Origin of the sequence: Streptococcus oralis (assembly GCF_001588645.1) — a bacterium.
Classification (GTDB): Bacteria; Bacillota; Bacilli; order Lactobacillales; family Streptococcaceae; genus Streptococcus; species Streptococcus oralis_AB.
In genome coordinates this window covers 42,475-66,530 of record NZ_LAYF01000007.1, presented here as the reverse complement: position 1 = coordinate 66,530, position 24,056 = coordinate 42,475, and the positions used below count along the sequence as shown (strand labels likewise).

Annotated in this window: 29 protein-coding genes and 1 pseudogene; 5 read left to right on the top strand and 25 right to left on the bottom strand. The window is 41.0% G+C overall.

Annotation, left to right across the window (positions count from 1 at the left end; translation table 11 throughout):
- Positions 1-2: 2 nt before the first annotated feature.
- The 6 genes from A0739_RS06555 to A0739_RS06525 all read right to left on the bottom strand — a co-directional run bounded on the left by A0739_RS06555 (position 3) and on the right by A0739_RS06525 (position 6,599).
- A complete protein-coding gene (locus A0739_RS06555) occupies positions 3-1,382 on the bottom strand; it encodes a TrkH family potassium uptake protein (RefSeq protein ID WP_061587449.1) in 1,380 nt (459 codons plus the stop codon).
- 33 nt (positions 1,383-1,415) lie between these two features.
- Complete coding sequence (locus A0739_RS06550; protein WP_061587448.1) at positions 1,416-2,180, bottom strand: nucleoside phosphorylase; 765 nt, start codon at positions 2,178-2,180, stop codon at positions 1,416-1,418.
- A gap of 284 nt (positions 2,181-2,464) precedes the next feature.
- Positions 2,465-3,088, bottom strand: a complete 624-nt coding sequence (locus A0739_RS06540; protein WP_000361924.1) for a TetR/AcrR family transcriptional regulator — start codon at positions 3,086-3,088, stop codon at positions 2,465-2,467.
- 39 nt (positions 3,089-3,127) lie between these two features.
- Complete coding sequence (locus A0739_RS06535) at positions 3,128-4,210, bottom strand: ABC transporter permease (RefSeq protein ID WP_001259050.1); 1,083 nt, start codon at positions 4,208-4,210, stop codon at positions 3,128-3,130.
- Position 4,211: 1 nt separating this feature from the next.
- The gene (locus tag A0739_RS06530) at positions 4,212-4,928 is read right to left on the bottom strand and encodes an ABC transporter ATP-binding protein (protein ID WP_061587447.1); all 717 of its coding nucleotides are present in this window, start codon (positions 4,926-4,928) and stop codon (positions 4,212-4,214) included.
- A 426-nt stretch (positions 4,929-5,354) separates the two neighbouring features.
- Entirely contained in the window at positions 5,355-6,599 is a 1,245-nt protein-coding gene (locus A0739_RS06525; protein ID WP_061587446.1) for a carbohydrate-binding domain-containing protein, read from the bottom strand.
- Between the two features lie 201 nt (positions 6,600-6,800).
- Here A0739_RS06525 and A0739_RS06520 point away from each other — a divergent pair, with 201 nt between their 5' ends.
- Both A0739_RS06520 and A0739_RS06515 read left to right on the top strand, forming a co-directional pair.
- Positions 6,801-7,577, top strand: a complete 777-nt coding sequence (locus tag A0739_RS06520) for a polyphosphate polymerase domain-containing protein (RefSeq protein WP_196755715.1) — start codon at positions 6,801-6,803, stop codon at positions 7,575-7,577.
- Positions 7,570-8,253 (top strand): DUF4956 domain-containing protein, encoded by a 684-nt coding sequence (locus A0739_RS06515; RefSeq protein WP_061587499.1) that lies wholly within the window; start codon positions 7,570-7,572, stop codon positions 8,251-8,253. Before A0739_RS06520 ends, A0739_RS06515 begins: the two co-directional genes overlap by 8 nt.
- A gap of 39 nt (positions 8,254-8,292) precedes the next feature.
- Here A0739_RS06515 and A0739_RS06510 read toward each other — a convergent pair whose 3' ends face one another.
- Positions 8,293-8,856 carry a sugar O-acetyltransferase gene (locus A0739_RS06510; protein ID WP_061587444.1) on the bottom strand — a complete coding sequence of 188 codons (564 nt, stop codon included), beginning with the start codon at positions 8,854-8,856 and terminating at the stop codon, positions 8,293-8,295.
- A gap of 176 nt (positions 8,857-9,032) precedes the next feature.
- Here A0739_RS06510 and A0739_RS06505 point away from each other — a divergent pair, with 176 nt between their 5' ends.
- From A0739_RS06505 to A0739_RS06495, 3 genes and pseudogenes are all read left to right on the top strand, one after another.
- On the top strand, positions 9,033-9,341 hold the full coding sequence (locus A0739_RS06505; protein ID WP_061587443.1) for a rhodanese-like domain-containing protein: 309 nt from the start codon (positions 9,033-9,035) through the stop codon (positions 9,339-9,341).
- A gap of 9 nt (positions 9,342-9,350) precedes the next feature.
- A pseudogene (locus tag A0739_RS10630) lies at positions 9,351-9,699 on the top strand (rhodanese-like domain-containing protein); the annotation flags it as partial.
- Positions 9,689-9,985, top strand: coding sequence for a rhodanese-like domain-containing protein (locus A0739_RS06495; RefSeq protein WP_061587441.1), 297 nt, complete (start codon positions 9,689-9,691; stop codon positions 9,983-9,985). The pseudogene A0739_RS10630 and the gene A0739_RS06495, both read left to right, overlap by 11 nt.
- A gap of 221 nt (positions 9,986-10,206) precedes the next feature.
- Here A0739_RS06495 and A0739_RS06490 read toward each other — a convergent pair whose 3' ends face one another.
- The 18 genes from A0739_RS06490 to A0739_RS06405 all read right to left on the bottom strand — a co-directional run bounded on the left by A0739_RS06490 (position 10,207) and on the right by A0739_RS06405 (position 24,055).
- Positions 10,207-10,464 (bottom strand): metal-sensitive transcriptional regulator, encoded by a 258-nt coding sequence (locus A0739_RS06490; RefSeq protein ID WP_002880547.1) that lies wholly within the window; start codon positions 10,462-10,464, stop codon positions 10,207-10,209.
- A 199-nt stretch (positions 10,465-10,663) separates the two neighbouring features.
- Entirely contained in the window at positions 10,664-11,221 is a 558-nt protein-coding gene (locus A0739_RS06485) for a DUF3592 domain-containing protein (protein ID WP_061587440.1), read from the bottom strand.
- Positions 11,222-11,297: 76 nt separating this feature from the next.
- Positions 11,298-11,960, bottom strand: coding sequence for a hypothetical protein (locus A0739_RS06480; RefSeq protein WP_000076910.1), 663 nt, complete (start codon positions 11,958-11,960; stop codon positions 11,298-11,300).
- 51 nt (positions 11,961-12,011) lie between these two features.
- Positions 12,012-12,476, bottom strand: coding sequence for a DUF5085 family protein (locus A0739_RS06475; RefSeq protein ID WP_061587439.1), 465 nt, complete (start codon positions 12,474-12,476; stop codon positions 12,012-12,014).
- Positions 12,466-12,915 carry a hypothetical protein gene (locus tag A0739_RS06470; protein ID WP_061587438.1) on the bottom strand — a complete coding sequence of 150 codons (450 nt, stop codon included), beginning with the start codon at positions 12,913-12,915 and terminating at the stop codon, positions 12,466-12,468. Before A0739_RS06470 ends, A0739_RS06475 begins: the two co-directional genes overlap by 11 nt.
- Entirely contained in the window at positions 12,912-13,577 is a 666-nt protein-coding gene (locus A0739_RS06465) for a hypothetical protein (protein WP_061587437.1), read from the bottom strand. The genes A0739_RS06470 and A0739_RS06465 overlap by 4 nt, the downstream gene beginning before the upstream one ends.
- 49 nt (positions 13,578-13,626) lie before the next feature.
- Positions 13,627-14,292, bottom strand: a complete 666-nt coding sequence (locus A0739_RS06460; RefSeq protein WP_061587436.1) for a hypothetical protein — start codon at positions 14,290-14,292, stop codon at positions 13,627-13,629.
- 46 nt (positions 14,293-14,338) lie between these two features.
- Positions 14,339-15,004 (bottom strand): hypothetical protein, encoded by a 666-nt coding sequence (locus A0739_RS06455; protein WP_061587435.1) that lies wholly within the window; start codon positions 15,002-15,004, stop codon positions 14,339-14,341.
- Positions 15,005-15,017: 13 nt separating this feature from the next.
- Positions 15,018-15,677: a hypothetical protein gene (locus A0739_RS06450; RefSeq protein ID WP_001226098.1), complete on the bottom strand. Its 660-nt coding sequence runs from the start codon at positions 15,675-15,677 to the stop codon at positions 15,018-15,020.
- Positions 15,678-15,792: 115 nt separating this feature from the next.
- The gene (locus A0739_RS06445; RefSeq protein WP_061587434.1) at positions 15,793-16,461 is read right to left on the bottom strand and encodes a hypothetical protein; all 669 of its coding nucleotides are present in this window, start codon (positions 16,459-16,461) and stop codon (positions 15,793-15,795) included.
- A gap of 1 nt (position 16,462) precedes the next feature.
- Entirely contained in the window at positions 16,463-17,035 is a 573-nt protein-coding gene (locus tag A0739_RS06440; RefSeq protein WP_061587433.1) for a hypothetical protein, read from the bottom strand.
- A gap of 311 nt (positions 17,036-17,346) precedes the next feature.
- Positions 17,347-18,201, bottom strand: coding sequence for a VOC family protein (locus A0739_RS06435; RefSeq protein WP_061587432.1), 855 nt, complete (start codon positions 18,199-18,201; stop codon positions 17,347-17,349).
- 106 nt (positions 18,202-18,307) lie between these two features.
- Positions 18,308-19,345 (bottom strand): aldose epimerase family protein, encoded by a 1,038-nt coding sequence (locus A0739_RS06430; protein ID WP_061587431.1) that lies wholly within the window; start codon positions 19,343-19,345, stop codon positions 18,308-18,310.
- 145 nt (positions 19,346-19,490) lie between these two features.
- On the bottom strand, positions 19,491-20,486 hold the full coding sequence (gene lacD / locus A0739_RS06425; protein WP_061587498.1) for a tagatose-bisphosphate aldolase: 996 nt from the start codon (positions 20,484-20,486) through the stop codon (positions 19,491-19,493).
- A 10-nt stretch (positions 20,487-20,496) separates the two neighbouring features.
- Positions 20,497-21,663 (bottom strand): SIS domain-containing protein, encoded by a 1,167-nt coding sequence (locus A0739_RS06420; RefSeq protein ID WP_061587430.1) that lies wholly within the window; start codon positions 21,661-21,663, stop codon positions 20,497-20,499.
- Positions 21,664-21,933: 270 nt separating this feature from the next.
- Positions 21,934-22,338, bottom strand: coding sequence for a PTS sugar transporter subunit IIA (locus tag A0739_RS06415; protein WP_082243825.1), 405 nt, complete (start codon positions 22,336-22,338; stop codon positions 21,934-21,936).
- A gap of 3 nt (positions 22,339-22,341) precedes the next feature.
- The gene (locus A0739_RS06410; RefSeq protein ID WP_000185285.1) at positions 22,342-23,163 is read right to left on the bottom strand and encodes a PTS system mannose/fructose/sorbose family transporter subunit IID; all 822 of its coding nucleotides are present in this window, start codon (positions 23,161-23,163) and stop codon (positions 22,342-22,344) included.
- Positions 23,150-24,055, bottom strand: a complete 906-nt coding sequence (locus A0739_RS06405) for a PTS mannose/fructose/sorbose/N-acetylgalactosamine transporter subunit IIC (protein ID WP_045616654.1) — start codon at positions 24,053-24,055, stop codon at positions 23,150-23,152. The genes A0739_RS06410 and A0739_RS06405 overlap by 14 nt, the downstream gene beginning before the upstream one ends.
- Between the last annotated feature and the right edge of the window lies 1 nt (position 24,056).

Below are 24,056 nucleotides of genomic sequence, written 5' to 3'. Positions count from 1 at the left end.
TCTTACCCAATGGTGATATCTGCTTTCATATAGTGAATCGTATCTTTCTTGTCTGGCTGGTATTCTGCTACACTGACCAGTAGTGTCAAGGGACCAATACGGCCGATGAACATCAACAACATAACGATGCTGAGGGCTATCTTGCCTAGCTCTGGTGTTAAATTCGCCGTCACCCCAACTGTCGCAAGGGCTGAAATGGTCTCAAACATGAGGTAGATGAAGCGCGGATTTCCCTCTGCTGTTATCCCTAGCAGGATCAAGCCCAGCAAGAATGTTAGCAAGAAGATAATAAAGACACTGAAAGATTTTTGCACGGTTCGGGGTTCAATGGTCCTCCGAGCTACATTGGCATGAGGCAAGCCCAATAGTTCGCTACGAGCAAAGACCAACAGGACAAAGAAGGTCGTAATCTTGAGCCCCCCTGCTGTCCCTCCAGGCGCCCCTCCTAGAAACATCTGTAGGATATAGATGAACAAGGTAGCTGGTCGAGCCTGGGTGTAGTCAATGGAAGCAAAACCTGCCGTTCTCATGCTGACGGTCTGAAAGAAACTAACCAGCAATTTCTCTGGAGCGCTGAGATTTCCAATCGTTCCAGGATTGTTCCACTCGATGAACAAAGTCGATACAGTTCCAAAGAGTAGAATTCCCGCCGTTAAAAAGAGAACCAACTTGGTATGGAAACGCAGGCGGCGTTTTTTCTTTTTCCCAAACTGGGTCGCTAGGTCAAACCAGACCATAAATCCTAGCCCCCCCGTGATAATCAAGCCTGCAATCACTAGATTGATCAAGGGGTCCGTTTGAAAGGCTAGCAAACTCGTACTTCCAAAATTATCAAATCCAGCATTACAGAAAGCTGAAACAGCCAAAAAGATAGAGGTTAATACCCCTCGTCCCCAGCCAAATTCAGGAATAAAGCGGAAACTTAGGAGAAAGGCACCAATTCCTTCCACCAGAAAAGTCGTCAGAAAGATTGAGCGGATGAAGTCCTTTAGAGACTGGGTTTCTCCATAACTGAAACTTTCTTGAATAGTCTCCCGACCACGAAGACTGAGCTTTTGCTTGCCTTGGATATAAAAGATTCCGATAAAGGTCATAAGACCCAAACCGCCAATCTGGATCAAGAGCATACAGATCAACTGGCCCCATATATTGTAAGTAGAGGCTACCGGCTGGGTGAAGAGCCCTGTCACACAGACCATGGACACCGTTGTAAAGAGATGATCAAAGTAGGTCGCTTGTGACGTTGTTGCTTGCACAAAGGGAAGGCTTAAAAGGAGCGAGCCCAAGAAGATAACTAAGGCAAAACTTAAAAAGATGCGACGGGCTGGTGATAACCGAGACAGCGTCGTCTTGATTTTTTCCAAAAAAGATTTGAATAACATAGCTACATTCTACCATAAAAATAGTCAGAACACTCACATGTGGTGCACAATAGCAAGACAGAGTTCAAGCGCCTTATCAAAAGCTTCTGAACCCCAGTCACGACTGTCGTAGTTGTCCAAATCCGCCAAGGAATCCGCGGTAAAGAGCAATTCTCCCCAGACAACTCCACGTAGCTGACCTACTGCCGCAAGAGCAGAACACTCCATCTCCACAACAGCACAGCCTTCTTCCTTACGATAGGCTACCTTTTCAGCCGTCTCTCGGTAAAAACCATCTGTCGTCCAGGTCATGACTTCCTCGTAAGGGATGCCTCTTTGCTCCAAGACTTGCTCAATGGCAGAGATAGCCTCAAGCTGCATCTCCATATAACGAGAAGGTGCTGCATAATGGTAGCTAGTTCCCTCATCTCGCAAAGCACGAACAGGGACAAGAAAAGCATTCTCCTCTATATCAGCTAGAACACCACAGGTTCCAGTGGAAATGATTTGCTCCACACCATAACCAATCAACCAATCCATAAACTGGGCCGCTGGGGCAGAGCCCACGGGTGCCTGGGCTAGACAGATCTCCTCGCCCTTGTAGTTGACGACATAGACTGGATAAGTCTTGGTGGCCGAAACGAACTCACCAATGCAGTCCGCCCCTACTTCCTGGGCATAGCGGTCAATCTCTTCCTCCAAAAACGCATAGATGCACTTCTTTGGCAACTTTAAATCTAGCCCCTCATGTGTTGGCATAAGGACCGCCTGAGGATTGTCATCAAACTCTAAAATGGGAATTGCATGTTTCTGAATCATAACCCACCTCCTCTAATTTTGTACTATTGTATCAAAAGCTGACGGAGTGTCAAGGAGTTGTCTTTATCAGTCCAGAAATCTCCTCTTCCATACACTTGAGAAATCGTTGCACCGCTGGAGAAGTCGGTTTCTGTTTTGGCAAAGTGATTGAGGACTATCACCAAAATACCAAATTCAATAATAAAAAAGCACGAATCTGCATCAGGTAATGTATACCCTTTTATATTATCTTGTACAAGAAGCCAAACCAATAGAATCTAGCCTCCATTTTGTCTAGGCCTACTCTATTTCCACAAACCACCTAAAATCTGTTTTTCTAATAAGTCTAAGTCTTCCTCTTTTATTTCTCCATTATCGCTAACGATATAAAGCTGAGCGAAGTAAGCCAACAATGGACCAACACAAATACGAACCATTTGAGGAATCGTTAACTCTGGATTTACACGTGGATCTGCTAGCAATTCCTTATGAAGTACTCGAAGTTTATCTTGAATAGCATTCCAGATAAAAATCTGTTCATTTTTTAGTTTTTTATTTGAAAAACTCTCCTGCAGAATGATTTTCATCAAAGCACGATTTTTTTTGAGATAGCTCATACGATCATGGACAAGATAACGAACCCTCTCTTCTGTCGTTTCAAAAGCTAAGAGTTCCTCAAAAAAACTACCGAAAATGCCTGGGACTACAGGATGTAAAATAGCCGTCAGTAGATCATCCTTCGTCTTAAAATACTTAAACAAAGTTGCCTGGCTTAGTCCAGCACGCTCAGCTATGTGAAGAGTTGAGGTCCCATGGTAACTCCTGGTTGATATGAGATCCACTGCTGCCTGCATGATTTTTTTCTTTCCTTGAGGGTAATTCGCTTCTTCTAAGTAATCTTCAAACGATTCAAAAACAGTCTTATCCATCTAATCTTCACACCTTTTTAGCATTATTTATGTTGATTTCTAAACTTTACGATAACGACGCAATCCAACAATATTGAGAATTGTTAAAATGATCAAGAAAATCATTAAAACACCAAGATTTGACAAAATATCACCAAGATTGTGCCCGTAAAGAATAATCTGGCTTATTGCATCACCAGAATAGGTTAATGGCAAAAATTTCCCCACAGTTAGAGCCCATTCTCCCATGGATGACAATGGAATAATTCCTGAGAAAAAAAGTTGGGGCATAATCACGAGAGGAATAAATTGCATCATTTGGAATTCTGATTTTGCTAGAGTAGACAAGAGAATTCCAAAAGCTAGTGCTACAAGAGCCAGTACCACATTAACTATTATAACATTTAAAATACTTCCTACAACTTCTACATCTAGTAGCCAAATTGCTGCTAAAACGACAACTGCCGTTTGAAAAATCGCAATAATACCATAAGACAACATATAGCCATAGACGATTTCAGATCGTTTCACTGGTGTTGCTAACAAACGTTCTAGTGTTCCACTGGTGCGCTCTTTCAAAAGCGCCATACCTGAAATCAAAAAGACAAAGAAGAAAACTACAAAACCTATCAAAACCGGAATCATGCTGGTAAAGAAGCTTGTATTTTCATCTCCATACTGGTAAGACTCCTTGATTTCTGGTGTTTTTGCGTCCGAGTCCAATTGTGGAAGAGCTTGTTTAACACGAGATACTAACTGATCGGTGCCTTCACTGGCGATACTCGTTCGTAACACTTGTCGTGTCATAGTTGTTTTAGAAGCATCCGTATTTGCGTAGTCGACCTGATACTCACCATCTTTATACGATATGACTGCATCTACTTTCTCGTCAGCTAGAGCTTTTTTAGCCTGATCTAAGTCTTGATAAGTCTCGACGTCCACATGATCGAGCTCATCCATTTTCGTTACCAAACCAGTTGGTAGATCTTGTGTTGCTAACTTGACATTCACGGTTGTACTAGCTGAAAACATGAGGTTCATCAACCACATGATAAAAACAGGTGCTATAAACATCAGGGCTAGAGTTCGTTTGTCACGAAGTAATTCTTTGATGACTTTTTTTGCAATCGCTATTGTTCTCATTTTACTCACCTTCTGCTTTTAAAAATACTTCTTCAATACTTGAAACTTGATAACTTTCTTTTAAGTGTTGCGGTGTATCAAAAGCAATGATTTTTCCGCCTAATAATAAGCCGACCTTATCCGTCAACTCTGCTTCATCCATAACATGGGTAGTAACTAATATCCCAACACCATTGTCTCTAAGCGCGAATAATTCTTTCCAGATTTTCTTTCGAAGAGAAGGGTCAATTCCAACTGTCGGTTCGTCCAAAATCAAGAGTTGAGGATTTCCTAACAGCGCGATAGCCAGTGACAAACGCCGTTTCATTCCTCCAGAATAACCAGATACCGCCTTGTTTAAGTAGTCTGTCAGATCTACTACTTGAGCTATATAAGCAATTTCCGCCTTTAGGTCTTTTTTAGAAAGCCCCTTTAGCTGACCAAAAAATTCCAGATTTTCTTGGCCTGACAAGGACTCGTATAAAGCATCTGATTGGGCCATATAGCCAATATCTCCTAAAATATGGCGATTGGGCATAGTGTGATTTAACACTAAAGCTACGCCTCCATCAGCCTTTTCCATTCCTAACGTAGTCTTAATCATAGTTGATTTACCAGCACCAGACGGACCAATTAAGCCTATAATTTCTCCTGGCTGCAATTCAAAGCTGACATGATTCAGAACTATTTGATGGTCAAAAGATTTTACTAAATCTTGTAAATGTAGCAATTTTTTCATATGCTTCCTCCTAGGTGAGTGTTTACTCACTTGCTAAATATGAACCTATTATAGTGAGTGTTTACTCACTTGTCAAGAAAAAAGTTGAAATTCTTTAAAAAATAAAGCACCAGACATTATTATCTGATGCTTATAATTGATAGCTATTACTTTTAGAGCTGTTTCTAAATCTCTCCGCGATACTCTGAAATGGTCTTTCCTGTCCACTTTTTAAAGGCCTATTCTTCCTCTACTTTTCTCAGCCAATCCAACCATCGTCATTGCTGTCACAACCCTGATGATTTTAGCAATAGAAATTCATTTTACTCATTTTTATATGAAACAGACTAAGAAATTTTCAAGACCTAATTGGGAGTTGTTTTAGCTACAATCCATCTCTCAAACACAAAAAGTCTCCCTTCTCTTTCGAGAAAGGAGATTTTTTGTTTATCCTTGTCCACCAGGGGCTGGACCGCCAGGACCACCATTTCCTTGAGGGCCTCCATTTGGTTCACCGCCTCCAGGCATAGAATTGACAATTTCCGTTTGTTTTTCACCATTGAAATAGATGTCTCCACCTGTGTAGGTCGCAGTTCCATCAAAGTCAAAACCTGTTCGACCAGTCATTTTAATGGTTCCGCCTGTAACTGTGATATTGCCGTTTGAGTCGATTGGGTCTGTGTCTCCTTGACCGACTTCTACTGTCAGGTTCCCACCGTTCATGGTGAAGAAGATTTCATTCTGTTGGGCGTTTTTGTTGGCTGCATTAACTCCATCATCTGTCGAATAGATGGTAATGTCCCCACCGTTGATAGTGATTGACTTACCTTCAAGTCCTTCTGTCGAATTCTTGACGGTGTAGGTACCACTATCGATAACCAAATCACCTGATGCGTGGATGCCATCATCTCCTGCTGTAACGGTGATGTCGTTGTTGGATAGGTACATGGTCCCGACTGAAGTGTCCTCGTCATTGTCCACCTTGACCCCATCTTCTTTGGCATCAATGGTCATGGTCGTACCAGTTATATTGAGTTCATCATTGACATTAAAGGCATCGCCAACTGCTGTGATGTTATAGGTTCCACCCGTGATGTGGAGGGTGTCGTTAGCCTTGATACCATTGTTTTTCTTGCCATCTACATTGAGAGTTCCTTTCCCATTGATGGTCAAATCCACCTTAGAAAAGAGAGCTGCGTCGGCTTTTTCGTCGCTGTTGGAGCTTGAGTCAGAGAGACTGTTAGTAGTTCCCTCTACCAGAGTCAGGTAGACATGACCGGCTGATATCGCAGAAATTGCTGCATTGGTATTGGTCATGGTGACACCTTTTAAGACTAGGTGAACATCTGCCGATTTATCTGCCTCGATCTTGATCTGCACTCCGTCAGACTGACCTGAAATCACATAAGTCCCAGATTTTGTAATGGTCACTGTTGATTCAGAGACTGTCACCCCATTTCCAGAGATGTTTGCTGATGAGCCAGATAGCTCAATCTTAGAAGCTGTGCTTTCGTCATAAGAAGTATCATTGTCCTTCTCTGTAAAATAGGAAGTTTGGTTTGTCTTTGTTGAAGTTGTTGCATTATTTGTCGTTGCATTGGTATTAGATGTGGTTGTTGACTGGGAACATGCTGCCATTAGCACCATTGCCGTTAAACTCGTTGCGAGTAGGGTCCATTTTTTTGATTTCATACCTTTTTCCTCTCCTTCATATGATATAGCTAGACAGTCTACAGAAGATTCCTGAAACAAAACTAAAACTTCTCTGAAAGTTTCCTTAAATTCAGTTTCAGTTAAGTTTCACTTAATAAAACTTTTAGAAATGTCCTCTAGACTTGTTCCAAGCAAGTTTACCTTGTTTAATCTATGATTTATCTGAAGGAGAAATTGCTTATGAAACCCCTAGAAACAAGCTTTGAACGGATCGAAACCAAGTACCTGGTCTCTAAAACAGACCTACAGGATTTAATAGAAGATTTGAAAGACTACCTCGTCGAGGACGACTATCCGACTTCGACCATTTCCAATATCTACTTTGATACAGAAGATTTTCAGCTCATTCAAGACTCCTTGCAGGATCAGCATAAGAAGGAAAAAATCCGTATGCGGACCTATCTCGCACAGCCAAGCGCTGACAGCCCTGCCTTTCTAGAAATCAAGTCCAAAGACGAAGCTGGTGTCGGTCACAAGCACCGCGTCCTTTCCCAGTCAGATACCATCACCCAGCTCATCACTAAAGGTTGGGGAGGAGACCTGATCAAAGATAGCTTCCTGGTAGCAGAGGTTCAAAAGCTACGTCAACGCTACAGTGAGGCTCTCAAACCGCGTATCTATATCTCTTATGACCGTTTTTCACTAAAAGAAAAAAAGAAAATACAAGGATTCCCCTACCAGAAAATTCGTGTCACTCTTGACCAAAACCTGACCTATCGTGATAAACAGGTCAGCCTATTCGCAGACAAAAAAGGCCTGCCTCTCTTAGAAGACGAACTGGTCATCATGGAAATCAAAGCGCCTGGTGACAAACCGCAATGGCTACAGGATATCCTTGATAAATATGGGCTGGTAGAGCAAAAATTCTCAAAATACTCCTGCGCCTACCATAAATCAAAAGGACTGACCTATGCCCCACAACCTATCGGAGAAAGTGTAGGTAATGCTTATGTCTAATCTTTTTAACTCTATTTTCAACGACGCAACCGCCACTGCTAATCCCCTCCAACTCCTACTCGCCCTTGTCGTCAGTCTTTTTCTAGGACTAGCACTCAGCTGGGCCTACAAGCAACGGACTCTTTACACACGGGAATTTGTCATCAGTTTGACCCTTTTACCTTGTTTAATGACGCTGGTGATCTTCCTCATCAATGGCAGTCTCGGAACGTCGATTGCAGTAGCAGGGACCTTCAGTCTCATTCGTTTCCGTTCTGCCACGAGTGGCTCTCGAGAGCTAATCGCTATCTTTCTAGCCATGATTATCGGTCTGGCGGCAGGGACAGGCTACCTTCTCTTAGCCGTTCTCTTCACGGTCTTTATCCTAGGTATTTGGCTCCTTTTGGAAAAACAACAGAGCAAGAGCAATCACCAACGTCGTAGACTCTTGACCATCACACTTCCCAATAAAGAAGACCTCCTAGATACTATACAGGTTGCGCTGGATCAATTTTGTACCGAGTCTGACCTCATCTCAGTAGATACCAGCAATGCTGGTGAATCCTTGCAAACCGTCTACGAAGTCGATCTCAATCCTCAAGTGGACGACTTCCAACTGACGAGCTACCTGACAAGCAAGATTTCTCAGTGCGATGTTTCCTTGACCAAGAAAGCCAAAAAGAAGAAAAATCTATAAGACTAAAGCTCATAAAAAGAACAGCCCAAGCTGTTCTTTTTAGTTTTCTTTTACTGGTATTTCCTTGATAACATGTGCAGGATTGCCAGCTAGGACAACATTGTCTCCAAAGGACTTGGTAATCACGGCCCCTGCTCCAGCGACGACGTTATTGCCCAGTGTCACTCCAGGAAGGACAATGACGCCACCTCCAGCCCAGAAATTGTCTCCGATAGTGATGGGCTTGCCGTATTCAACCCCTGAATTGCGTTCATCCGGATCCAGTGGATGGAGTGGGGTTAAAAACTGACAGTTGGGGCCAAGCATGGCGTTGTCCCCGATGCGAATCGGACAAACATCCAGCATAGTCAAGTTCCAATTAGAATAAAAATTTTCCCCTAGATGGATATTGACTCCATAATCGACCACCAAGCGTGGATTGACATAGAGATTTTGCCCAGTTGAGCCAAACCAAGTCTTGATGATTTCGGATCCCTTCAAGGGATCTTCTTCCTTGTTAAAGGCAACCTGTTTTTGGCGAGAAGCCTGCGCCAAGGTCCGTAATTCCGGGTCCGACGGACGGTAAAGTTCCCCTGCAATCATTTTCTGGTATTCACTGGTCATCTTATCACCTCACACTTAGTTTGAGGCCATCATATCAAAAAGGCTTTGAAAGTTCAAGAATATACTGCTTTCCAGTCTCTCAAAACAAATCACCATCCCAACTCAAAACAACTTGCTTGACAAAAGCTTGACTTCATGGTTTAATATACCCCATAAGGGTATATTTGGAGGTGCCTATGTTTCACTTATTATTTACAAAAATTGACAGTATTTCTACCAGCGAGTTAGAAGCTAAACTCAGAGAACCGATTCAGCTACTGGATGTTCGGACGCCTATGGAATTCCGTAGAGGTCATATCAAAAATGCCAAGAATGTCCCTCTATCCGAAATCGGATCTTATACACCAGCGACAAAAGAAACACTTTATGTCATTTGTCATTCTGGTGTGCGAAGCAAACTAGCTGCGAAAAAGCTTAAGAAAAAAGGCTATGATGTTATCAATGTCCGAGGCGGTATGAGCGCTTGGACAGGTAAGGTCATCTAGAAGCATAAAATGGGCTACGCAGCCTTGAACCTTATCGAAGGTCTGAGCGACAATATCCAATGGTGTCCGCTCGAAGACAATCTGACTAAGGGCAAAAAATCCCTAGATGCACGGATAAGTGGCGAATTTCAGGGGAGCGACCCAAGGTCGATACCATCCATAACCCCTAAATGAACTATGGGAGAGCTTGGATGAACCAGACAAGAACCAGGCCTACATCCTTAGCTGCCACAGCGTTTTGCGCAGCTATATCGCAGTGCGTATCCTCCAGCAGGCAGGATTTACCGTCCAAAACCTTGATGGCGCTTATTCACAATATAAAATGGCTAATCCAGAAGGAGTCAAATATGGAAACTAGTATCAGCATGGCTGACTTTTATGAAAAATACCTAAATGAAAATCTAAATCTTATCGATGTACGTGAAGTGCATGAATTCCAAGCAGGACATGCACCAGGAGCCAAAAATCTTCCGTTAAGTACCTTGGAGCAAGGTTACAAAGAACTCAAACCTGACCAGGAATACCATGTCATCTGTCAAGGTGGAGTACGCTCCGCATCTGCTTGTGAATTTCTAAGCGCCCAAGGCCTCACCGTTATCAATGTTGAAGGTGGTATGAATGCTTGGCCCGGTCAAGTAAAATAAGCAAAAAACCGATTAAGTTCCTTAATCGGTTTTTTCATTTCTACAACCCAATGATATAGGGCTCGTAGCCCGTAGCTTCTAAAAAAGAAGCACATTGATGGTATCTAAAAAGAGGTTTTCTCATTGGTATTAGGGGAACTCCCCCGTTTGTCTGACATGATTTCTTTATCGAAATAGACTTAAATGCCTTTGTCTGCTTTGCTTATCAATAGCAAATTAGTTTATTTCCGTTTAATCAGGTATCGTATGGCCTTTTCTAGGCGTTCCTTTTGAGCCTCGGGGTCGTCTAGTGGTTGGTTGATACAGTCAGTGAGATTTTCAGTAATGATCATCTCAATCACGCGCTCAACGCTAGATTTCACTGCTGTCAACTGCGTAACAATATCTGCGCAGTCACGATCTTCTTCAATCATCTTTTGAATCCCACGCAACTGACCCTCTGAACGTTTCAGGCGTGTTATATACTTTGAGTTTGTCATTGATTTATCCTTGGTCACTTTTTCTTCATTATATCTCGAATAAGGGGCTTTGTCAAAATTCACTTCCTGTCTGTATTTGTAGGAGGCAACCTCTCCTCTGTATCAGATAGAAAAGATTGATAAGCATGGAAATGGAAAAGAAACTCTGTCCTCCTTGAAGCTCGATGGGAAATTAAATTTCCTATTAACCAACTGACCTTTATGCGTATATCTTGGACAAATTGGACAAAAAGGCTAGGATCACTATCCCATAGACTATAACTAGAGCCAGCCCAAATCCGATACCAAACCACTTGTAAAACTTGTCCATTCCGCTGTAACGTTCGACATAGGCCCTGGTCGGCTTGTCTGGATCATACCAGACCGTCAGTTCCGAATGAAGGGGGAAATGGGTCTGCATCAAGCGTTTGAAGGAAACAAAGGAGTTGCTGTAGCGAGTGATCGAAGGCGCTAGCATATCTTCTCTTGTATAGTCCTTTAAAAATTTAGTAGTCCCCCACGGAATTGTGGTCGTTTTGAACATAAAATACTGCAAGGTTTTCTTATAAGCAATCCCATCCACCGTGTATTCGACGATAGGTGGATACCCCTCACGAAAACGGCTATAGCCGATAACCGTTCCCTGTACGGATGACTTGGCAAGACGGACCAACTTCTGATCTCGAAGATAGAGATAGAGAAAGGTCCCACACACAAATACAAAAGATAGGAAGATGACGATTGTCCCAACTATCAAACCAATTACTTCTTTATTCATATGAACTCCTCCTGTTATTTTATACAGTAAAATCTTAAAACTAACTCATCCAGAAAGGACATCGATGCCCTCGAGTCTACTCTTCGGATTTTTCTTTTGACTGTTTTTCTCTCAAATCTTTTACAGATTTCGATATGATATCTCTCACCTGTTCGTCAGTAAGTCCTGGAATCTGGTAATAGGGATTATTGGATTCGCTTTTTGACGGTTTTGTTCCTGAACTTTCGGTTTTAGAACTTTGTTCAGTCGAAGACGAGGATTTCGGCTCTGAGGAACTGGATTCTTTGGTCTTAGAGGAACTGGACGACTCAGACTCAGAAGACTTGGACGTTCCAGGCGTGTTAAAATCAAGCTTAGGCGGATTGTTTACTTGGACGTTCGGCTGTTTCACAGGTTTATAGAATAGCCCAAAAGACAACAACAAGGCCATCAAAATCCCAATACCAGCCAAGGTTCTTTTATTGGCTTCAGTCGAAGGAACCTTTACTCCCTTTGTACTGAGTATTTTCCATTCTGGATGCTCTTTTTCTATGGCTTTTTTCTGTCTCCTAAGAGGACCAAGTAGAAAATGATTAAAAGGCACAATCGTTACCATAGCCACCGTTATAAGCGGGACATAATTGGAATGACTTGATACCAGTAGAACATCGAGGATAGCGAGAAGAATGAAGAGGAAACGCCCCACAAACTTACGAACTTGATGCTCTTTTTTGATCTGCAAATATCTCTCTTGTGACATTATCATTCCCTCTTTTCTTTATTCTTTTGTGAGCTTTATTAAAAATTCGACTTACTCCTTCAACACCCCTACTTTTATATCTGTATAGAATTTCTCATCAATTGATGTGGTAAAAAAGAAGGGAGGGGTCAGCTCTTTATAATCTCGAAAATGAATATAGCCAGCTAAGAAGTCGATTCCTTCTCGTACTAAGTCATCATCTGGTTCTAAAATTCTAGTTGAAACAGTATTTAAAACTTGAAACAGACTGTGATACAAAAACTCTTTCGGCAAAGTATCTTCAATATACTCTTCTTCTACTGGGATAAACAGTTCCATCAACACATCTTGATTTTCTTCTAACTTGGAATTAATCGTATAAAAGAAAGGTCCTCGAAGCGTATAACCTGCTTCTCTTACTTCATCTAGAAAAGCGTTATAAGTGTCTGGCATCTCTTCTGGAGATACTGTATAATACCTTGAGATAACATTTCTATATTGTATATCTTGGTATTCTCCCACGTTTTTAAATAGCATCTGAAATCTCCTTAATTGGGATATTAATTTCAACAAAGTGTTGCCCAAATATTGGCAATATCGCTAGAAAAACGGTATCTCCTTGCATTTCCAACCCCTCATCTTGAATATATTGCTTCATTTCTTCAATTTTTGGAAGGAAATGTTCATCAAATGGAGTTACCTCAGAGACACACTGCTTAATTGTAAAATGTTCTAGATATTGAAATTCATCATTTCCTTCAATTGGGATGTTTGTCGGAATATAGACCTTAAACAAGGCTTCTCCTGGCTTTCCAAAAGTGCTCAAACATGTTTCAATCGTTGTCGGACCATTTTTATAGACCCCTGTTTCAAATAATAATTTTTCACAACCTTCAATCAAATCTAGAAAAGAATCCATGGGAACTTTTTTCTCTGTATAAGCAATATCGCTGATATCTATTCTAATTAATTTCATTTTATTTCTCCTCTATAAATAAAGTTATTGGTGCTTTTCTTTTTCCAACCAGTAAATACTCGTGCATACTCAAACCAATAGAAGGGAATGCAGCCAATACTTACTGCCACAAGACTAGTAACAACATATACCGCCGGCAATGTAAATAAACGTGCTATAACTATTACAAATGCTGCTGAACAAGTAACAATAACAGAAGGGATATGTAACATTGTCTTCCTGAACTCTCCAGATGGCAAAGTCTTAGCTTTAGGGACAATTAACAACTGGTAAATAAAGGTGAGTAGCTGAAAAATAAGGCTTAGGCTAATCAATACTATGAAGACAGACCAGTAGTCATCTCCCAAAAATATAGAACTCCAGAAAAGAAATTCAACGTGAAAAATTAGCACAGACGTAGCCGGAAATATTTGCAATAATTTTGATTTGGAAAACTTTTGAAATAGCAAGAACATAAATAACAAAGCCAATAGATGATAAATGGCAATGTGAAAGATATTCATACTTACATCATGTATTTTACCTTCTATAAAAATAGACACTATAAATATCAGCAAAGTAAACATTACTTCAATTGCACCTGACTTTAAAAAATCAGAGTTTTTTATAGGTCTAGTATCCACAACTGCCATATTCAAAAATTCAATATATTTTTCTTTCATCCTATCCTCCTAGCATGAGCTGTACTACTGCTAGACATTCTCACTAATTTCATTTTATTTCTCCTCTGTAAATAAAGTTATTGGTGCTTTTCTTTCTCCAGCCTGTGAATACCTGAGTATAGCCGAGAATAAAGAATGAGTTCCATGAAATACTCATTCCTACTAAACCGATGATAATATAGATTCCAGATAACATAAACAATCGTGTTATGACTACTATTACCGCGGATATTACTGTTACAATAAGGGTTGGTAAGTGCAACATATTTTTCTTATGCTCATCATCTGGCATTCGTTTGACCTTTGAAACAATAGATATTTGATAAAAAAAGTTTACTACTTGAAAAGCAAAGCTCAAACCAATGAAAAGAAAGAATATCAATAAATACTGTTCCCCAAAGAATATAGAGCTCAAAAAAAGAAATTCAAAATGAAGAGAAAGATACGAAGTCGTCGGAACTGATTGTAATAATTTTGATTTGGAAAATTTTTGAAACAACAGAAATGCAAGCAGTACTATTACCATATGGGTAATGGTAACATGAATCAAAAAAATACTAAGATTATGCATTTGATTCTTTGTAAATATAGAAACAATCAGTACTACTGAAGTAAATAGAAATTCGATTAAAAATGTAAGATAAAAATGTAAATTTCTCACTGGTATATGACGAGTCATCAGTATATTCAAAAACTCAACATACTTTTCTTTCATACTATCCTCCTAGCATGAGCTGTACTACTAGCCACTCTAATTAATTTTATTTTATTGTGCCTCTATAAATAAAGTTATTGGTGCTTTTCTTTCTCCAACCTGTGAATACTCGTGCATACTCGAGCCAATAGAAGGGAAGGCAGGCTATACTCCCTGCGACGAGGGAAGAAACTACATATATTCCTGACAACGTAAATAAACGTGCTATGATTACTACAGTTGCTGAAATCAATAGGCAAATAACAGAAGGAAGAAATAAAAGATTCTTCCTATACTCGCCATGTGGTAATTTCTTAGCCTTAGGAACAATTAACAACTGATAAACAAAGGTTAGTAACTGAAAAATAAGGCTTAGGCCAATTAAAATCGTGAAGACAGACCAATAGTTCTTCCCTAAAAATATAGATCCCCAGAAGAGAAACTCAACATGAGAAATCAAAATAGAACTGGCTGGAATCAATTGCAAGAATTTTGATTTGGAAAATTTTTGGAATAGCAAGAACATGGACAATAAAGCTACTGCATGATAAATGGTAATGTAAAAGATTATCATACTCACATCATGCATCTCACCTTTTATAAAAATAGATACTATAAATATTAGTAAAGTAAAAACAACCTCCATTGCAAAAGCCCTTATATAATCAAAACGCTTTATAGGACTAGTATCCACAACTGCCATATTTAAAAATTCAATATACTTTTCTTTCATCTTATCCCCCCACTTATTTTTCTTCCTTAAATATCACTTTCCCCTGTTCATATTTTCGCACAGCTAAGAACCAGCGGATAGGGTTGTTTTGGAATAAGAAAAGGTACAACAAGGCAGGAAAGAGACCTGCTAAAGGCGAGAAAAAGATTTGTATATCAAATGCCTCTTGCTTATTGAATGAGTCAATAGTGCCCGGAATTGCAGCAGCAAATATTACTATAGTAGTCATAAAAACTAGTAGCATGACAATCATAAAAGCCAACATTTTCGCAAACGTCGCTTTTTTCTCACTAAAATTTTCCCAGAACAAATTTGAATAAACTGCTTCTTTAAACTCTTTCTTTGTTGCTCCTTGGACTCGTTTCACTCCTTTATATAAGGCGACTTCCATCATCCATATAAATCCAAATAGGATAAAGGAAAGACAAAGAATAAAAATAGGAACCATCCCACTATTATAACGAAGGCCTGAGAAAATTGGTATTGCAACAAATCCTCCGAGTAAACCTAACAAAGAGAATATAGCAATTAAAGGAGCAATCCCCCTATTCGATCTCCTAGCCCCTTCTGTATTTAACAAGGCACTCTTATCTGCTACAAGAGCCTCTTTTGTTCGCGTATTATAGTAAACGGCCTTATCACCGCTCTGTCCAATAAAAATTATTTTTCTCATATAAAATCACCACAGTTTTCACTAATCACTATAATCAGAAACTTCAATTTTATCATAGGTTGTTGATAAAACATCGCCAACCACTGGTAATGGTAATAGCGTTTCTCTCGTGTTTCTAGTTCTTCTCTTCCCTAAATAATACTTTCCCCTGCTTGTATTTTCGTACGGCTAAGAGCCAGCGGATTGGATTGTTTTGAAATAGTAGAAGAACCACGCTAATTGGGACGATCGTTGCTCCGATTGGCACCATGAACATCGACGGTTCAAACCATTCATGTTCATAGTAGGGAATGAAGGTCCCAGGTATGGCAAAGAACACAACAATAACAAAAACAAATAGAAGAACGAGGATAACAAATAGATACAAGATGATTTTATCGACTGTTGGTTCCTTATCTGGTGACTTCCTCCAAAAAGTACTTTTTTCTACCGCTTCTTTAAACTGTTCTTCACTTGCTGGAACAAGCGACTTGGCCCCACTGTAGAACAGTTTTTCAAATCCATAAACACTTCCGATAAAAACGAAAAGGATCGCGGCTAGATGGATAGGAATCATCCACTCACTCAATCTAAAGGGCGCTATCAAGGAGCGAATCCAAATACTGATGATAGCAACTAGCAAGAAAGCAAAGAAGAGAAGCCAAGGCCACTTGGATTTCTTTGAACTGATAGCACCATCAGTGTCTGAAACGGTGCTAGATTCTGTCGTTAGAGCCTCTCTCGTCCTTGTGTTATAGTAGATGGATTGCTGGCTTCCTTGGCCTATATAAATGATTTTTCTCATCTTACATTTCTCCCTCTTTTCCTCGGCTATCGTCCTGTAATGTCTCTATCAGCTCTTTGAACAGTCGTTTGCGCGTTTTCATCTGAAATTCATAGACAATATAAACAAGTGAAAAAATCCCTAACATATACATCATCAAGAACAGAAAATCAGAGTAGGTAAAATAACGATAGATGGAAAACAGAATCATGAGAAAACAAAAAACCTCAACTAGGACTGTCCATCTAGATTTTCTTCTAAGTGTTTTAATATTGGCTTTTGTTAACCGAACTTTTCTAAATCTATCTGTCTTCATTTTACGTCGGGTAGATTTGGCAAGAAGAATTGTTCCGAAAATTAAAAACAGAGACATCAAGATAAAGAAAAGCAGATTGAAAGGTGATGAGACATCTCCAAAGGTTTGGTTGAGCAACTTCGACAGCCGTTGCAAGGAATAGATTGCAATAGGGGCTGCAATGGCTGAATAATTCATGCCTTGTTTTGCACTGTAGAATACTTGATTCCCCAAATCATAATAGATAAAAGAGTCCTCCAGAGGGCCCATACTGATTAAATTTTTTACACTTGTGTCCATCTTATTACCATTTCCTAAACTCAATACGGATGTTCAAACAAAGTTCTACTTTCTCTCAAAAGCATCGTGACAACGATTGCCAGCATTCTAGCCGATTTTTGGCATTTGCCTTCCTAGAGAAAGAAAAGTTTATTAGTATTATAGCATGAACCCTTAGAAAAGGGAAAATATCCCCGGCAGATACCTTTGCTAGATCCAAGAAAGGTTTCGTCATTTCATAAAAAAGCGAACAAGTCCGCATTCTAAAAACAGAATACGAGCTTATCCGCCTTTTCCTATGTCTCTAAAATAAATAATGTGTTTTCCTCGTTTCATCGTGCCAAGCGAATGCGAGTCACAATCCCATCTGGGTCTACAAGATCCAACTCACTCGAATTTAGCCACTTAATCGGAGCTTCTAGCTCTTGTGCTTGCTTAACGATGTTCAAGAGTTCTTCCTTGCTTTCGACCTCAAGGACATAGTAGGCCAAGCCTGACAAGCCTTGCTCACGCGGAGCCAGACCTTTTCCAGCCCATTCGTTGACAGCCAGGTGGTGATGGTACTGACCAGCCGCTATCCAACTAGCACTAGGAATGCTAAATTTATCTTCTAGTCCTAACACCTTTTGATAAAACTGGCTCGCCGCACGACTATCCTTCACCGATAGATGGATATGCCCCATTCTCGTCCCTTCAGCTAGGATAAAGGGATCCACCTTTTCCCCTAGCTCATAAATGTCCTGTGCCGCAAGAGCCTCAGTCACACCGATAATGCGGCCGTCTTCTCGAATATCCCATGACGAAACTGGCTTATCACGGTAAAGTTCAATGCCATTTCCTTCCAAATCCTCTAGATAAATAGCCTCACTGTATCCATGATCTGCACCCCCGACCAGAGGAATCCGCAAGTCACTTAGGTGTTTCAAGACATCTGCCAAGGCTTTTCGTGTCGGCAACAAAATCGCCAAATGGTAGAGTCCATAATGCTCCCTTACTTCGCCAGCCTTTTCTGTCGCAATCAAGTGAACCAAGGCTTTTCGACCAAGTCCCAAAATCGCTTCTGTCTCCGTTTGAGACAAAATCTCCAAACCGATAATCTGGTGATAAAAAGCCGTTTGATTCGTTAAATCCTTGACATTTAAAACAGCCTCTGCTAGGTAAATGTGGCTTTGGTATGCATAAGTCATAAGGTGTCTCCTTTTGTTGTAACTTTGTTAATTACATCGATTATACACTATTGAGATAAAATGTCAACGAAGACAACTCAAAAGAGCTGGGAACCAGCTCTTCTTTTTATTTTACAACAAGCTCGTAGCGAGTTTTGCTGGTGAAAGTTTCCCCTGCTTTGAGAATGACTTGGTCTTTGAGGTCACTGTGAATGGCATCTGGTAAAGCTTGCGCTTCAAGGGCAATTCCATTGTGCTGTACCATTGGCTGGCCCCCTATGATGACACTCTCATCCACAAAGTTTGCTGTGTAGACCACAAAGCAAGGGGCCTCTGTCTTGAAAAGTAGGAAACGACCTGAGTTTTGGTCATAAAGGAAACCCGCATTGTCATGGCCTACAGGAAGGGCAAATGGGTGATCCAAACCAGATACCAACTGGATTTGCTCATCTTCCTCTGCAAAGATGTCCTTCAACAAAGCTCCATTGTAGATGTGTTTAACCACATCACGAGTAGCATCTGGAGTCTTTGATGGCACACCGTCCGGAGCGATTGGGTAAATGCCCTCCGTATTTAGCTGGAAGACATGGCGATCAATTGTCTGCGTGAAATCGCCAGACAAGTTGAAGTAGCTGTGATTAGTTGGATTGACAAGCGTATCTTGATCTGTCGTTACCTTGTAGCTGACTTCGTAGGCACCAGTTTCTTCCAAGTAGTAGCTAATCCAAATCTTAAGATTACCAGGAAATCCTCCTGTCCCGTCTGTACGCTCTGTGTAGAGGGTCAAGCCATGGTCGCTCACTTCTACCAATTCAAACAAGCTCGCATCCCAACCTGTTGAACCACTGTGGTTACAGTTGCTAGCATTGTTGACTTCAAGATTATAGGTCTGACCATTGAGCTCAAATGTCGCACCTGCAATACGGCCCGCTACAGGACCTACACTTGCTCCATGCTTGGGACTATTACCTACATAGCTATCAAAATCATCAAAACCCAAAATCACATTGGCAAAGTTTCCAGCCTTGTCAGGTGTGACATAGCGCAAGATGGTCGCACCATAGGTCATGATTTCTAGTTGGTAGCCACTGTCAGTCTCAAAGCGATAGGCCAAGACATCCTTGCCCTCATGATTTCCAAATACACGTTCTGTGTATGCTTTCATTCTTCTCTCCTTTGACTCATTTCTCTTAAGTAAACAAACCATAGAGAGTGTATGCACCATCTATGGTTGTAGTTTTATTTTCAGAATCCTTTGTCAGAAAACCTTAAGTATCTTCTTAACAAAAGGGGGTTCTTCTATACTTGTTTTATGCTTCTACACGTTCAGTCCATGAAGTCGCTGTTGTTTGAAGAACCTTGTTGAGTTCGTCAATGTTCTCAAAACCTGTTGTGCGAAGCCATTCGCGAGCTGCTGTTTCACCATCTTTGATGTAAGCTTCAACTGATCCAGCCCATGTAGCACGGCCACAAAGAACACCATTGAAGTTTGCGCCTGATTCGTGGGCAAAAACAAGAGTCTCTTGGAAGAGTTTGGCTGATACACCTGCACTCAAGTAGATATATGGCAAGTTTGTTGCTTCGTCTTGCGCTTTGAAGAAGGCTGCTGCTTCTTCACGTGTATGAACGATTTCACCATCGCCAAATCCTTCAACGTATTTGACGTTAACTGGTACTTCCACTTTCAAGACATCGATGTTAAAGCGTGGGTCTGAGAAGACTTTCATCGCACCGATAACCTTGTGTGGTTTCACTTTAGCGTATTCTACAGAACCTGCGTCAGCAATCTTTTCATCGTAAGCCAAGATTTCAAGGAAGAATGGAATGTCTTCCGCCACACACTCAGAACCGATGCGTTCGATGTAGGCTTGTTTTTCTTGGTTGAGTTCGTCAGAACTGTCTACATCATAGTAAAGCAAGAACTTAACAGCGTCTGCGCCTTGTTCCTTGATGCGTTTGGCAGACCAAATATCCAAGCAGTCAGGCAAGCGTTTGGTGCTTGTTGTATCGTAACCAGTTTTTTCATAAGCAAGGAGAAGACCAGCATTGGCATCAAGCGCTTTTGTAGCTGGAAGACCATACTCAGGGTCAAGGAGCATAGATGATGCGTATTTTGTCAATTCATCTGCAACCAATACTTTAAGTTCTTCCATTTGAGCAACTGTTGGCTCTTCTGTTTGGTATTGAGCCATAAGGCGTTTCAAAGCGCCACGTTGGTCAAAGGCAAGAGCTGAGATAATGCCGTTCTCATCAGAGAGTTTTTGCAAGCAAGCTACTTTATTGGGACTTAATTGTAATTTACTCATAGACACTTCCTTATTTTTGATAGTCATGAATGATAACACCTTGTACCACACGGTTTACTGTACCTGTAGGAGACGGTGTATCTGGTTTGTTTTCGACCTTAAGCGAAGTCAAAAGGGCAAAGAGTTGGGCATAAATGATGTAAGGGAAGACACGGTAAATATCGTTCAAGACTCCACCACAGCCAAGAGCCACTTCTTTGACATTTTCAAGACCAAAGGCTTGATCACTCAAAAGCACAACACGACGAGCAATCTGGTCACCAGCCACTTCACGAACCAAGTCCAAGTCGTACTTGCGAGTGTAGTCTGTCGTTGTACCAAAGACCAAAACAACTGTATCTTCGTTGATCAGTGATTTTGGACCGTGACGGAAGCCAACTGGACTTTCATACATAGTCGCTACTTGACCAGCTGTTAATTCCAAAATCTTGAGCTGAGCTTCATGAGCAAGTCCAAAGAAAGGACCAGCACCTAGGTAGATAACACGGTTAAAGTCGAGGTCAACCAGCTCTTTGACATCTGCTGCATTGTCTAGAACTTTACGGGCAAGACTAGAAACAACTTCAAAACGTTCAGCTTTAACAGCAAATTCTGTAGGATCAAAAACCAAGAGTGCTGTCAACATCATAGATGTAAAGCTAGAAGTCATAGCAAATCCAGCGTCATTAGAAGCAGCCGGTTGCAAGAGCAAGAGATTGCGGTCATCGCCATGGGCTTGAAGAGCCAATTTCCCATCTGCAGCACATGTAATGGTCACTTGATAGAGGTCATCCACCAAGGCTTTGGCCAAATCAACTGTTGCCACACTTTCAGGTGAATTCCCGCTACGAGCAAAGGATACAAGGACAGTTGCCACATCTTTTTTCAGATAGGTTTCTGGATTGGCTACGATATCTGTTGTCGCAATAGAATTGAAGTTCCATTTGCGCTCGTCATAGACTTCCTTAAAGTATGGCACCAAGGTATCTCCCACATAAGCAGAAGTACCAGCACCCGTCAAGATGACCTTGATATAGTCATGTCTATCAGCGATACCTTGCAGAAAGGCTGCAATTTCTTCACGTTTCGCTTGATAGGCTTCAAAAGCTTCTTTCCATACATCAGGCTGTTGGTAGATTTCACGAGTCGTGATTTCTGCACCCAGTTCAAGTAATTCTTCTTTTGTGTAATTTAGCATAGAGTTCCTCTAATCTATTATTGTTTCATTCCTATTGAAAATATGGGAATGGGATTTACTCCCATTCCCATGTATATTCTATATAAGCTGTTCTAACGATTTTCACGTTGTCACATCGTATACTCAATGAAAATCAAAGAGCAAACTAGGAAGCTAGCCACAGGTTGCTCAAAGCACTGCTTTGAGGTTGCCGGATGAGACTGACGAAGTCAGTAACATATATACGGCAAGGCGACGCTGACGTGGTTTGAATTTGATTTTCGAAGAGTATTATTCATCTTCGTCATCATCGAAGCCTGCTAACAGATCATTGACTTTTACAATGCTTTCTGCACCACGGCTCTTATAATCCGCATCTGCACCTGTAAGGCTGGCATTGATAAATTCAATCACCATCGGAAGATTCATCCCTGCGTAGAGTTCAATGTCGCGACCTTCCATGATTAAACGGCTTACCACGTTACATGGTGTACCACCGAGAAGATCCGCAAAGACTAGGAAATCATCCAATCCTTCGATAGCAGCTTCAAATTTTGCAGTAAATTCTTCTGGGCCATCTTCTGGAAGAAGAGCCACTGCATGAATGTTGTCTTGTGGACCCATAATCATTTCCGTGCTACCTTTAAGTTCTTCACAGAAACGACCATGACTCACCAAAATTAACGATTTCGCCATAAATTATGCGCCCATTCCAAGCAAGAATTTACCGATGAATGAAAGACCTACTGCAAGAACGATAATGATACCGATCGCTTTAGTAGAGTTCATACCTTTCTTACCAAGCAACCAGAAGATAAAGGCAGTAAAGATTGCTGGAAGCAAGCGTGGGAAGATTGAGTTCAAGATGTCTTGGAAATCAATCAATTTTTCACCGATTGGCAATTTGTAAGAAATCTCAAAGTTGATCATTGTTGCTACAAGAGCACCCATCATGAAGACACCAAGTACAGATGCAGCATCAATCAAAGCTGTCAAAGTACTTTGCATGTTGTTGATAAGGTTAACCCCTTCTTTGTAAGCAAATTCCAATTGTTTCCAACGGAAGATGTCATATGCAACTGCAACTGCGATCCAAAGGAAGATACCCCATGGTTGGCCAGCGATAGCCATAGTTGCTGCGATAGATCCCATGATAGCAGGTACAAGTGAACCAAAGATTGTGTCTCCAAGAGGAGCAAATGGTCCCATCAAACCTGTCTTGATACCGTTAACGGCATCTTTTGAACCTACACCATCTTTTTCTTCCATGGCAAGGTCAAAACCAGCGATAATTGTGTGGAAGAATGGAGAAGTATTGAAGAATTGAGTATGAACTTTCATCATTTCTTTCAATTCAGGAGTTCCATCCCCATACATTTTACGCAATTGAGGCAAGATCATGTAAAGGTAACCAGAAGCTTGCATACGCTCATAGTTCCAACCTAATTGGAAAGTAAACAAGCTACGTTTGTTGATTTGATTAAAATCTTCTTTTGTAAGTTTGTAATTAGAATTCGTCATCTTCGATTTCCCCACTTTCTGATGGTGTAGAAGGTGCTGCTACAGCTACTTTTTGGCTGTTCTTAAAGTGAACAACTGCAAGGAAGATACCTACAATAGAAACACCGATCATAGACAAACCTTTGAAGTTGTTAGCAAAGCCAATCTTTTCAGCAACATCAGCAGGAAGAGTACCAAGGATACCCGCAACAGCGCCACCAAGACCTGTTACATATGAGTAAAGAACAGTCAACATAGCTGTCAAACCGAATCCCATTGCAAGGTAGTGAAGGTTACGTTTAACTGGAAGGTAACGAAGCAAGATTGCAAATCCAAGACCTGGAAGCATACGACCTGCAAGCGTCAAACCATCTGCAACCCATTGGTATTCTTTAACAAGGTCTACTACTGATTGTACGAAAGCACCACCAAAAGCAAGAGCGAAGAATACTGGAAGGGCACGAGAAAGAGCCCATGGAAGCGCACCAAGTAGGTAGTTGCGTTCGATACCTTTGTAGTCAAAGCGTTCAATCGCAGCATCAATACGGTGTGCAAAGAAAGTAGTTGTCATACGTCCAAGAACGTCGAAGTATGTCAAAAGTGCTGCTACTGGTACAGCGATTGTTGTAATCGCAAGGTCTGTATCAATACCTTGAGAGATAGAGAATGCTGTTGCAAGAACCGCACCAGAAGTTGCGTCGATACGAGAGGCACCACCGAAGGTACCAACCCCGAGAACGAACAACTGCAAGCTACCACCGATAAACAAACCAGTTGTCACATCTCCCATGATCAAACCAGTAATGAAACCAGCGAATACAGGGGAACCTGCAGATGAAACGATTGTCAACTCATCACAGATTTGATAAGCTGAGTACAAAGTGAGAAGTAAAATTTGCCACCATTGTATCATA

What these genes read in the sequence shown, in the direction of transcription:
- A0739_RS06555 (WP_061587449.1), bottom strand. Translation starts at nt 1,382, where the DNA reads ATGTTATTCAAATCTTTTTTGGAAAAAATCAAGACGACGCTGTCTCGG.
- A0739_RS06550 (WP_061587448.1), bottom strand. Translation starts at nt 2,180, where the DNA reads ATGATTCAGAAACATGCAATTCCCATTTTAGAGTTTGATGACAATCCT.
- A0739_RS06540 (WP_000361924.1), bottom strand. Translation starts at nt 3,088, where the DNA reads ATGGATAAGACTGTTTTTGAATCGTTTGAAGATTACTTAGAAGAAGCG.
- A0739_RS06535 (WP_001259050.1), bottom strand. Translation starts at nt 4,210, where the DNA reads ATGAGAACAATAGCGATTGCAAAAAAAGTCATCAAAGAATTACTTCGT.
- A0739_RS06530 (WP_061587447.1), bottom strand. Translation starts at nt 4,928, where the DNA reads ATGAAAAAATTGCTACATTTACAAGATTTAGTAAAATCTTTTGACCAT.
- A0739_RS06525 (WP_061587446.1), bottom strand. Translation starts at nt 6,599, where the DNA reads ATGAAATCAAAAAAATGGACCCTACTCGCAACGAGTTTAACGGCAATG.
- A0739_RS06520 (WP_196755715.1), top strand. Translation starts at nt 6,801, where the DNA reads ATGAAACCCCTAGAAACAAGCTTTGAACGGATCGAAACCAAGTACCTG.
- A0739_RS06515 (WP_061587499.1), top strand. Translation starts at nt 7,570, where the DNA reads ATGTCTAATCTTTTTAACTCTATTTTCAACGACGCAACCGCCACTGCT.
- A0739_RS06510 (WP_061587444.1), bottom strand. Translation starts at nt 8,856, where the DNA reads ATGACCAGTGAATACCAGAAAATGATTGCAGGGGAACTTTACCGTCCG.
- A0739_RS06505 (WP_061587443.1), top strand. Translation starts at nt 9,033, where the DNA reads ATGTTTCACTTATTATTTACAAAAATTGACAGTATTTCTACCAGCGAG.
- A0739_RS06495 (WP_061587441.1), top strand. Translation starts at nt 9,689, where the DNA reads ATGGAAACTAGTATCAGCATGGCTGACTTTTATGAAAAATACCTAAAT.
- A0739_RS06490 (WP_002880547.1), bottom strand. Translation starts at nt 10,464, where the DNA reads ATGACAAACTCAAAGTATATAACACGCCTGAAACGTTCAGAGGGTCAG.
- A0739_RS06485 (WP_061587440.1), bottom strand. Translation starts at nt 11,221, where the DNA reads ATGAATAAAGAAGTAATTGGTTTGATAGTTGGGACAATCGTCATCTTC.
- A0739_RS06480 (WP_000076910.1), bottom strand. Translation starts at nt 11,960, where the DNA reads ATGTCACAAGAGAGATATTTGCAGATCAAAAAAGAGCATCAAGTTCGT.
- A0739_RS06475 (WP_061587439.1), bottom strand. Translation starts at nt 12,476, where the DNA reads ATGCTATTTAAAAACGTGGGAGAATACCAAGATATACAATATAGAAAT.
- A0739_RS06470 (WP_061587438.1), bottom strand. Translation starts at nt 12,915, where the DNA reads ATGAAATTAATTAGAATAGATATCAGCGATATTGCTTATACAGAGAAA.
- A0739_RS06465 (WP_061587437.1), bottom strand. Translation starts at nt 13,577, where the DNA reads ATGAAAGAAAAATATATTGAATTTTTGAATATGGCAGTTGTGGATACT.
- A0739_RS06460 (WP_061587436.1), bottom strand. Translation starts at nt 14,292, where the DNA reads ATGAAAGAAAAGTATGTTGAGTTTTTGAATATACTGATGACTCGTCAT.
- A0739_RS06455 (WP_061587435.1), bottom strand. Translation starts at nt 15,004, where the DNA reads ATGAAAGAAAAGTATATTGAATTTTTAAATATGGCAGTTGTGGATACT.
- A0739_RS06450 (WP_001226098.1), bottom strand. Translation starts at nt 15,677, where the DNA reads ATGAGAAAAATAATTTTTATTGGACAGAGCGGTGATAAGGCCGTTTAC.
- A0739_RS06445 (WP_061587434.1), bottom strand. Translation starts at nt 16,461, where the DNA reads ATGAGAAAAATCATTTATATAGGCCAAGGAAGCCAGCAATCCATCTAC.
- A0739_RS06440 (WP_061587433.1), bottom strand. Translation starts at nt 17,035, where the DNA reads ATGGACACAAGTGTAAAAAATTTAATCAGTATGGGCCCTCTGGAGGAC.
- A0739_RS06435 (WP_061587432.1), bottom strand. Translation starts at nt 18,201, where the DNA reads ATGACTTATGCATACCAAAGCCACATTTACCTAGCAGAGGCTGTTTTA.
- A0739_RS06430 (WP_061587431.1), bottom strand. Translation starts at nt 19,345, where the DNA reads ATGAAAGCATACACAGAACGTGTATTTGGAAATCATGAGGGCAAGGAT.
- lacD (WP_061587498.1), bottom strand. Translation starts at nt 20,486, where the DNA reads ATGAGTAAATTACAATTAAGTCCCAATAAAGTAGCTTGCTTGCAAAAA.
- A0739_RS06420 (WP_061587430.1), bottom strand. Translation starts at nt 21,663, where the DNA reads ATGCTAAATTACACAAAAGAAGAATTACTTGAACTGGGTGCAGAAATC.
- A0739_RS06415 (WP_082243825.1), bottom strand. Translation starts at nt 22,338, where the DNA reads ATGGCGAAATCGTTAATTTTGGTGAGTCATGGTCGTTTCTGTGAAGAA.
- A0739_RS06410 (WP_000185285.1), bottom strand. Translation starts at nt 23,163, where the DNA reads ATGACGAATTCTAATTACAAACTTACAAAAGAAGATTTTAATCAAATC.
- A0739_RS06405 (WP_045616654.1), bottom strand. Translation starts at nt 24,055, where the DNA reads ATGATACAATGGTGGCAAATTTTACTTCTCACTTTGTACTCAGCTTAT.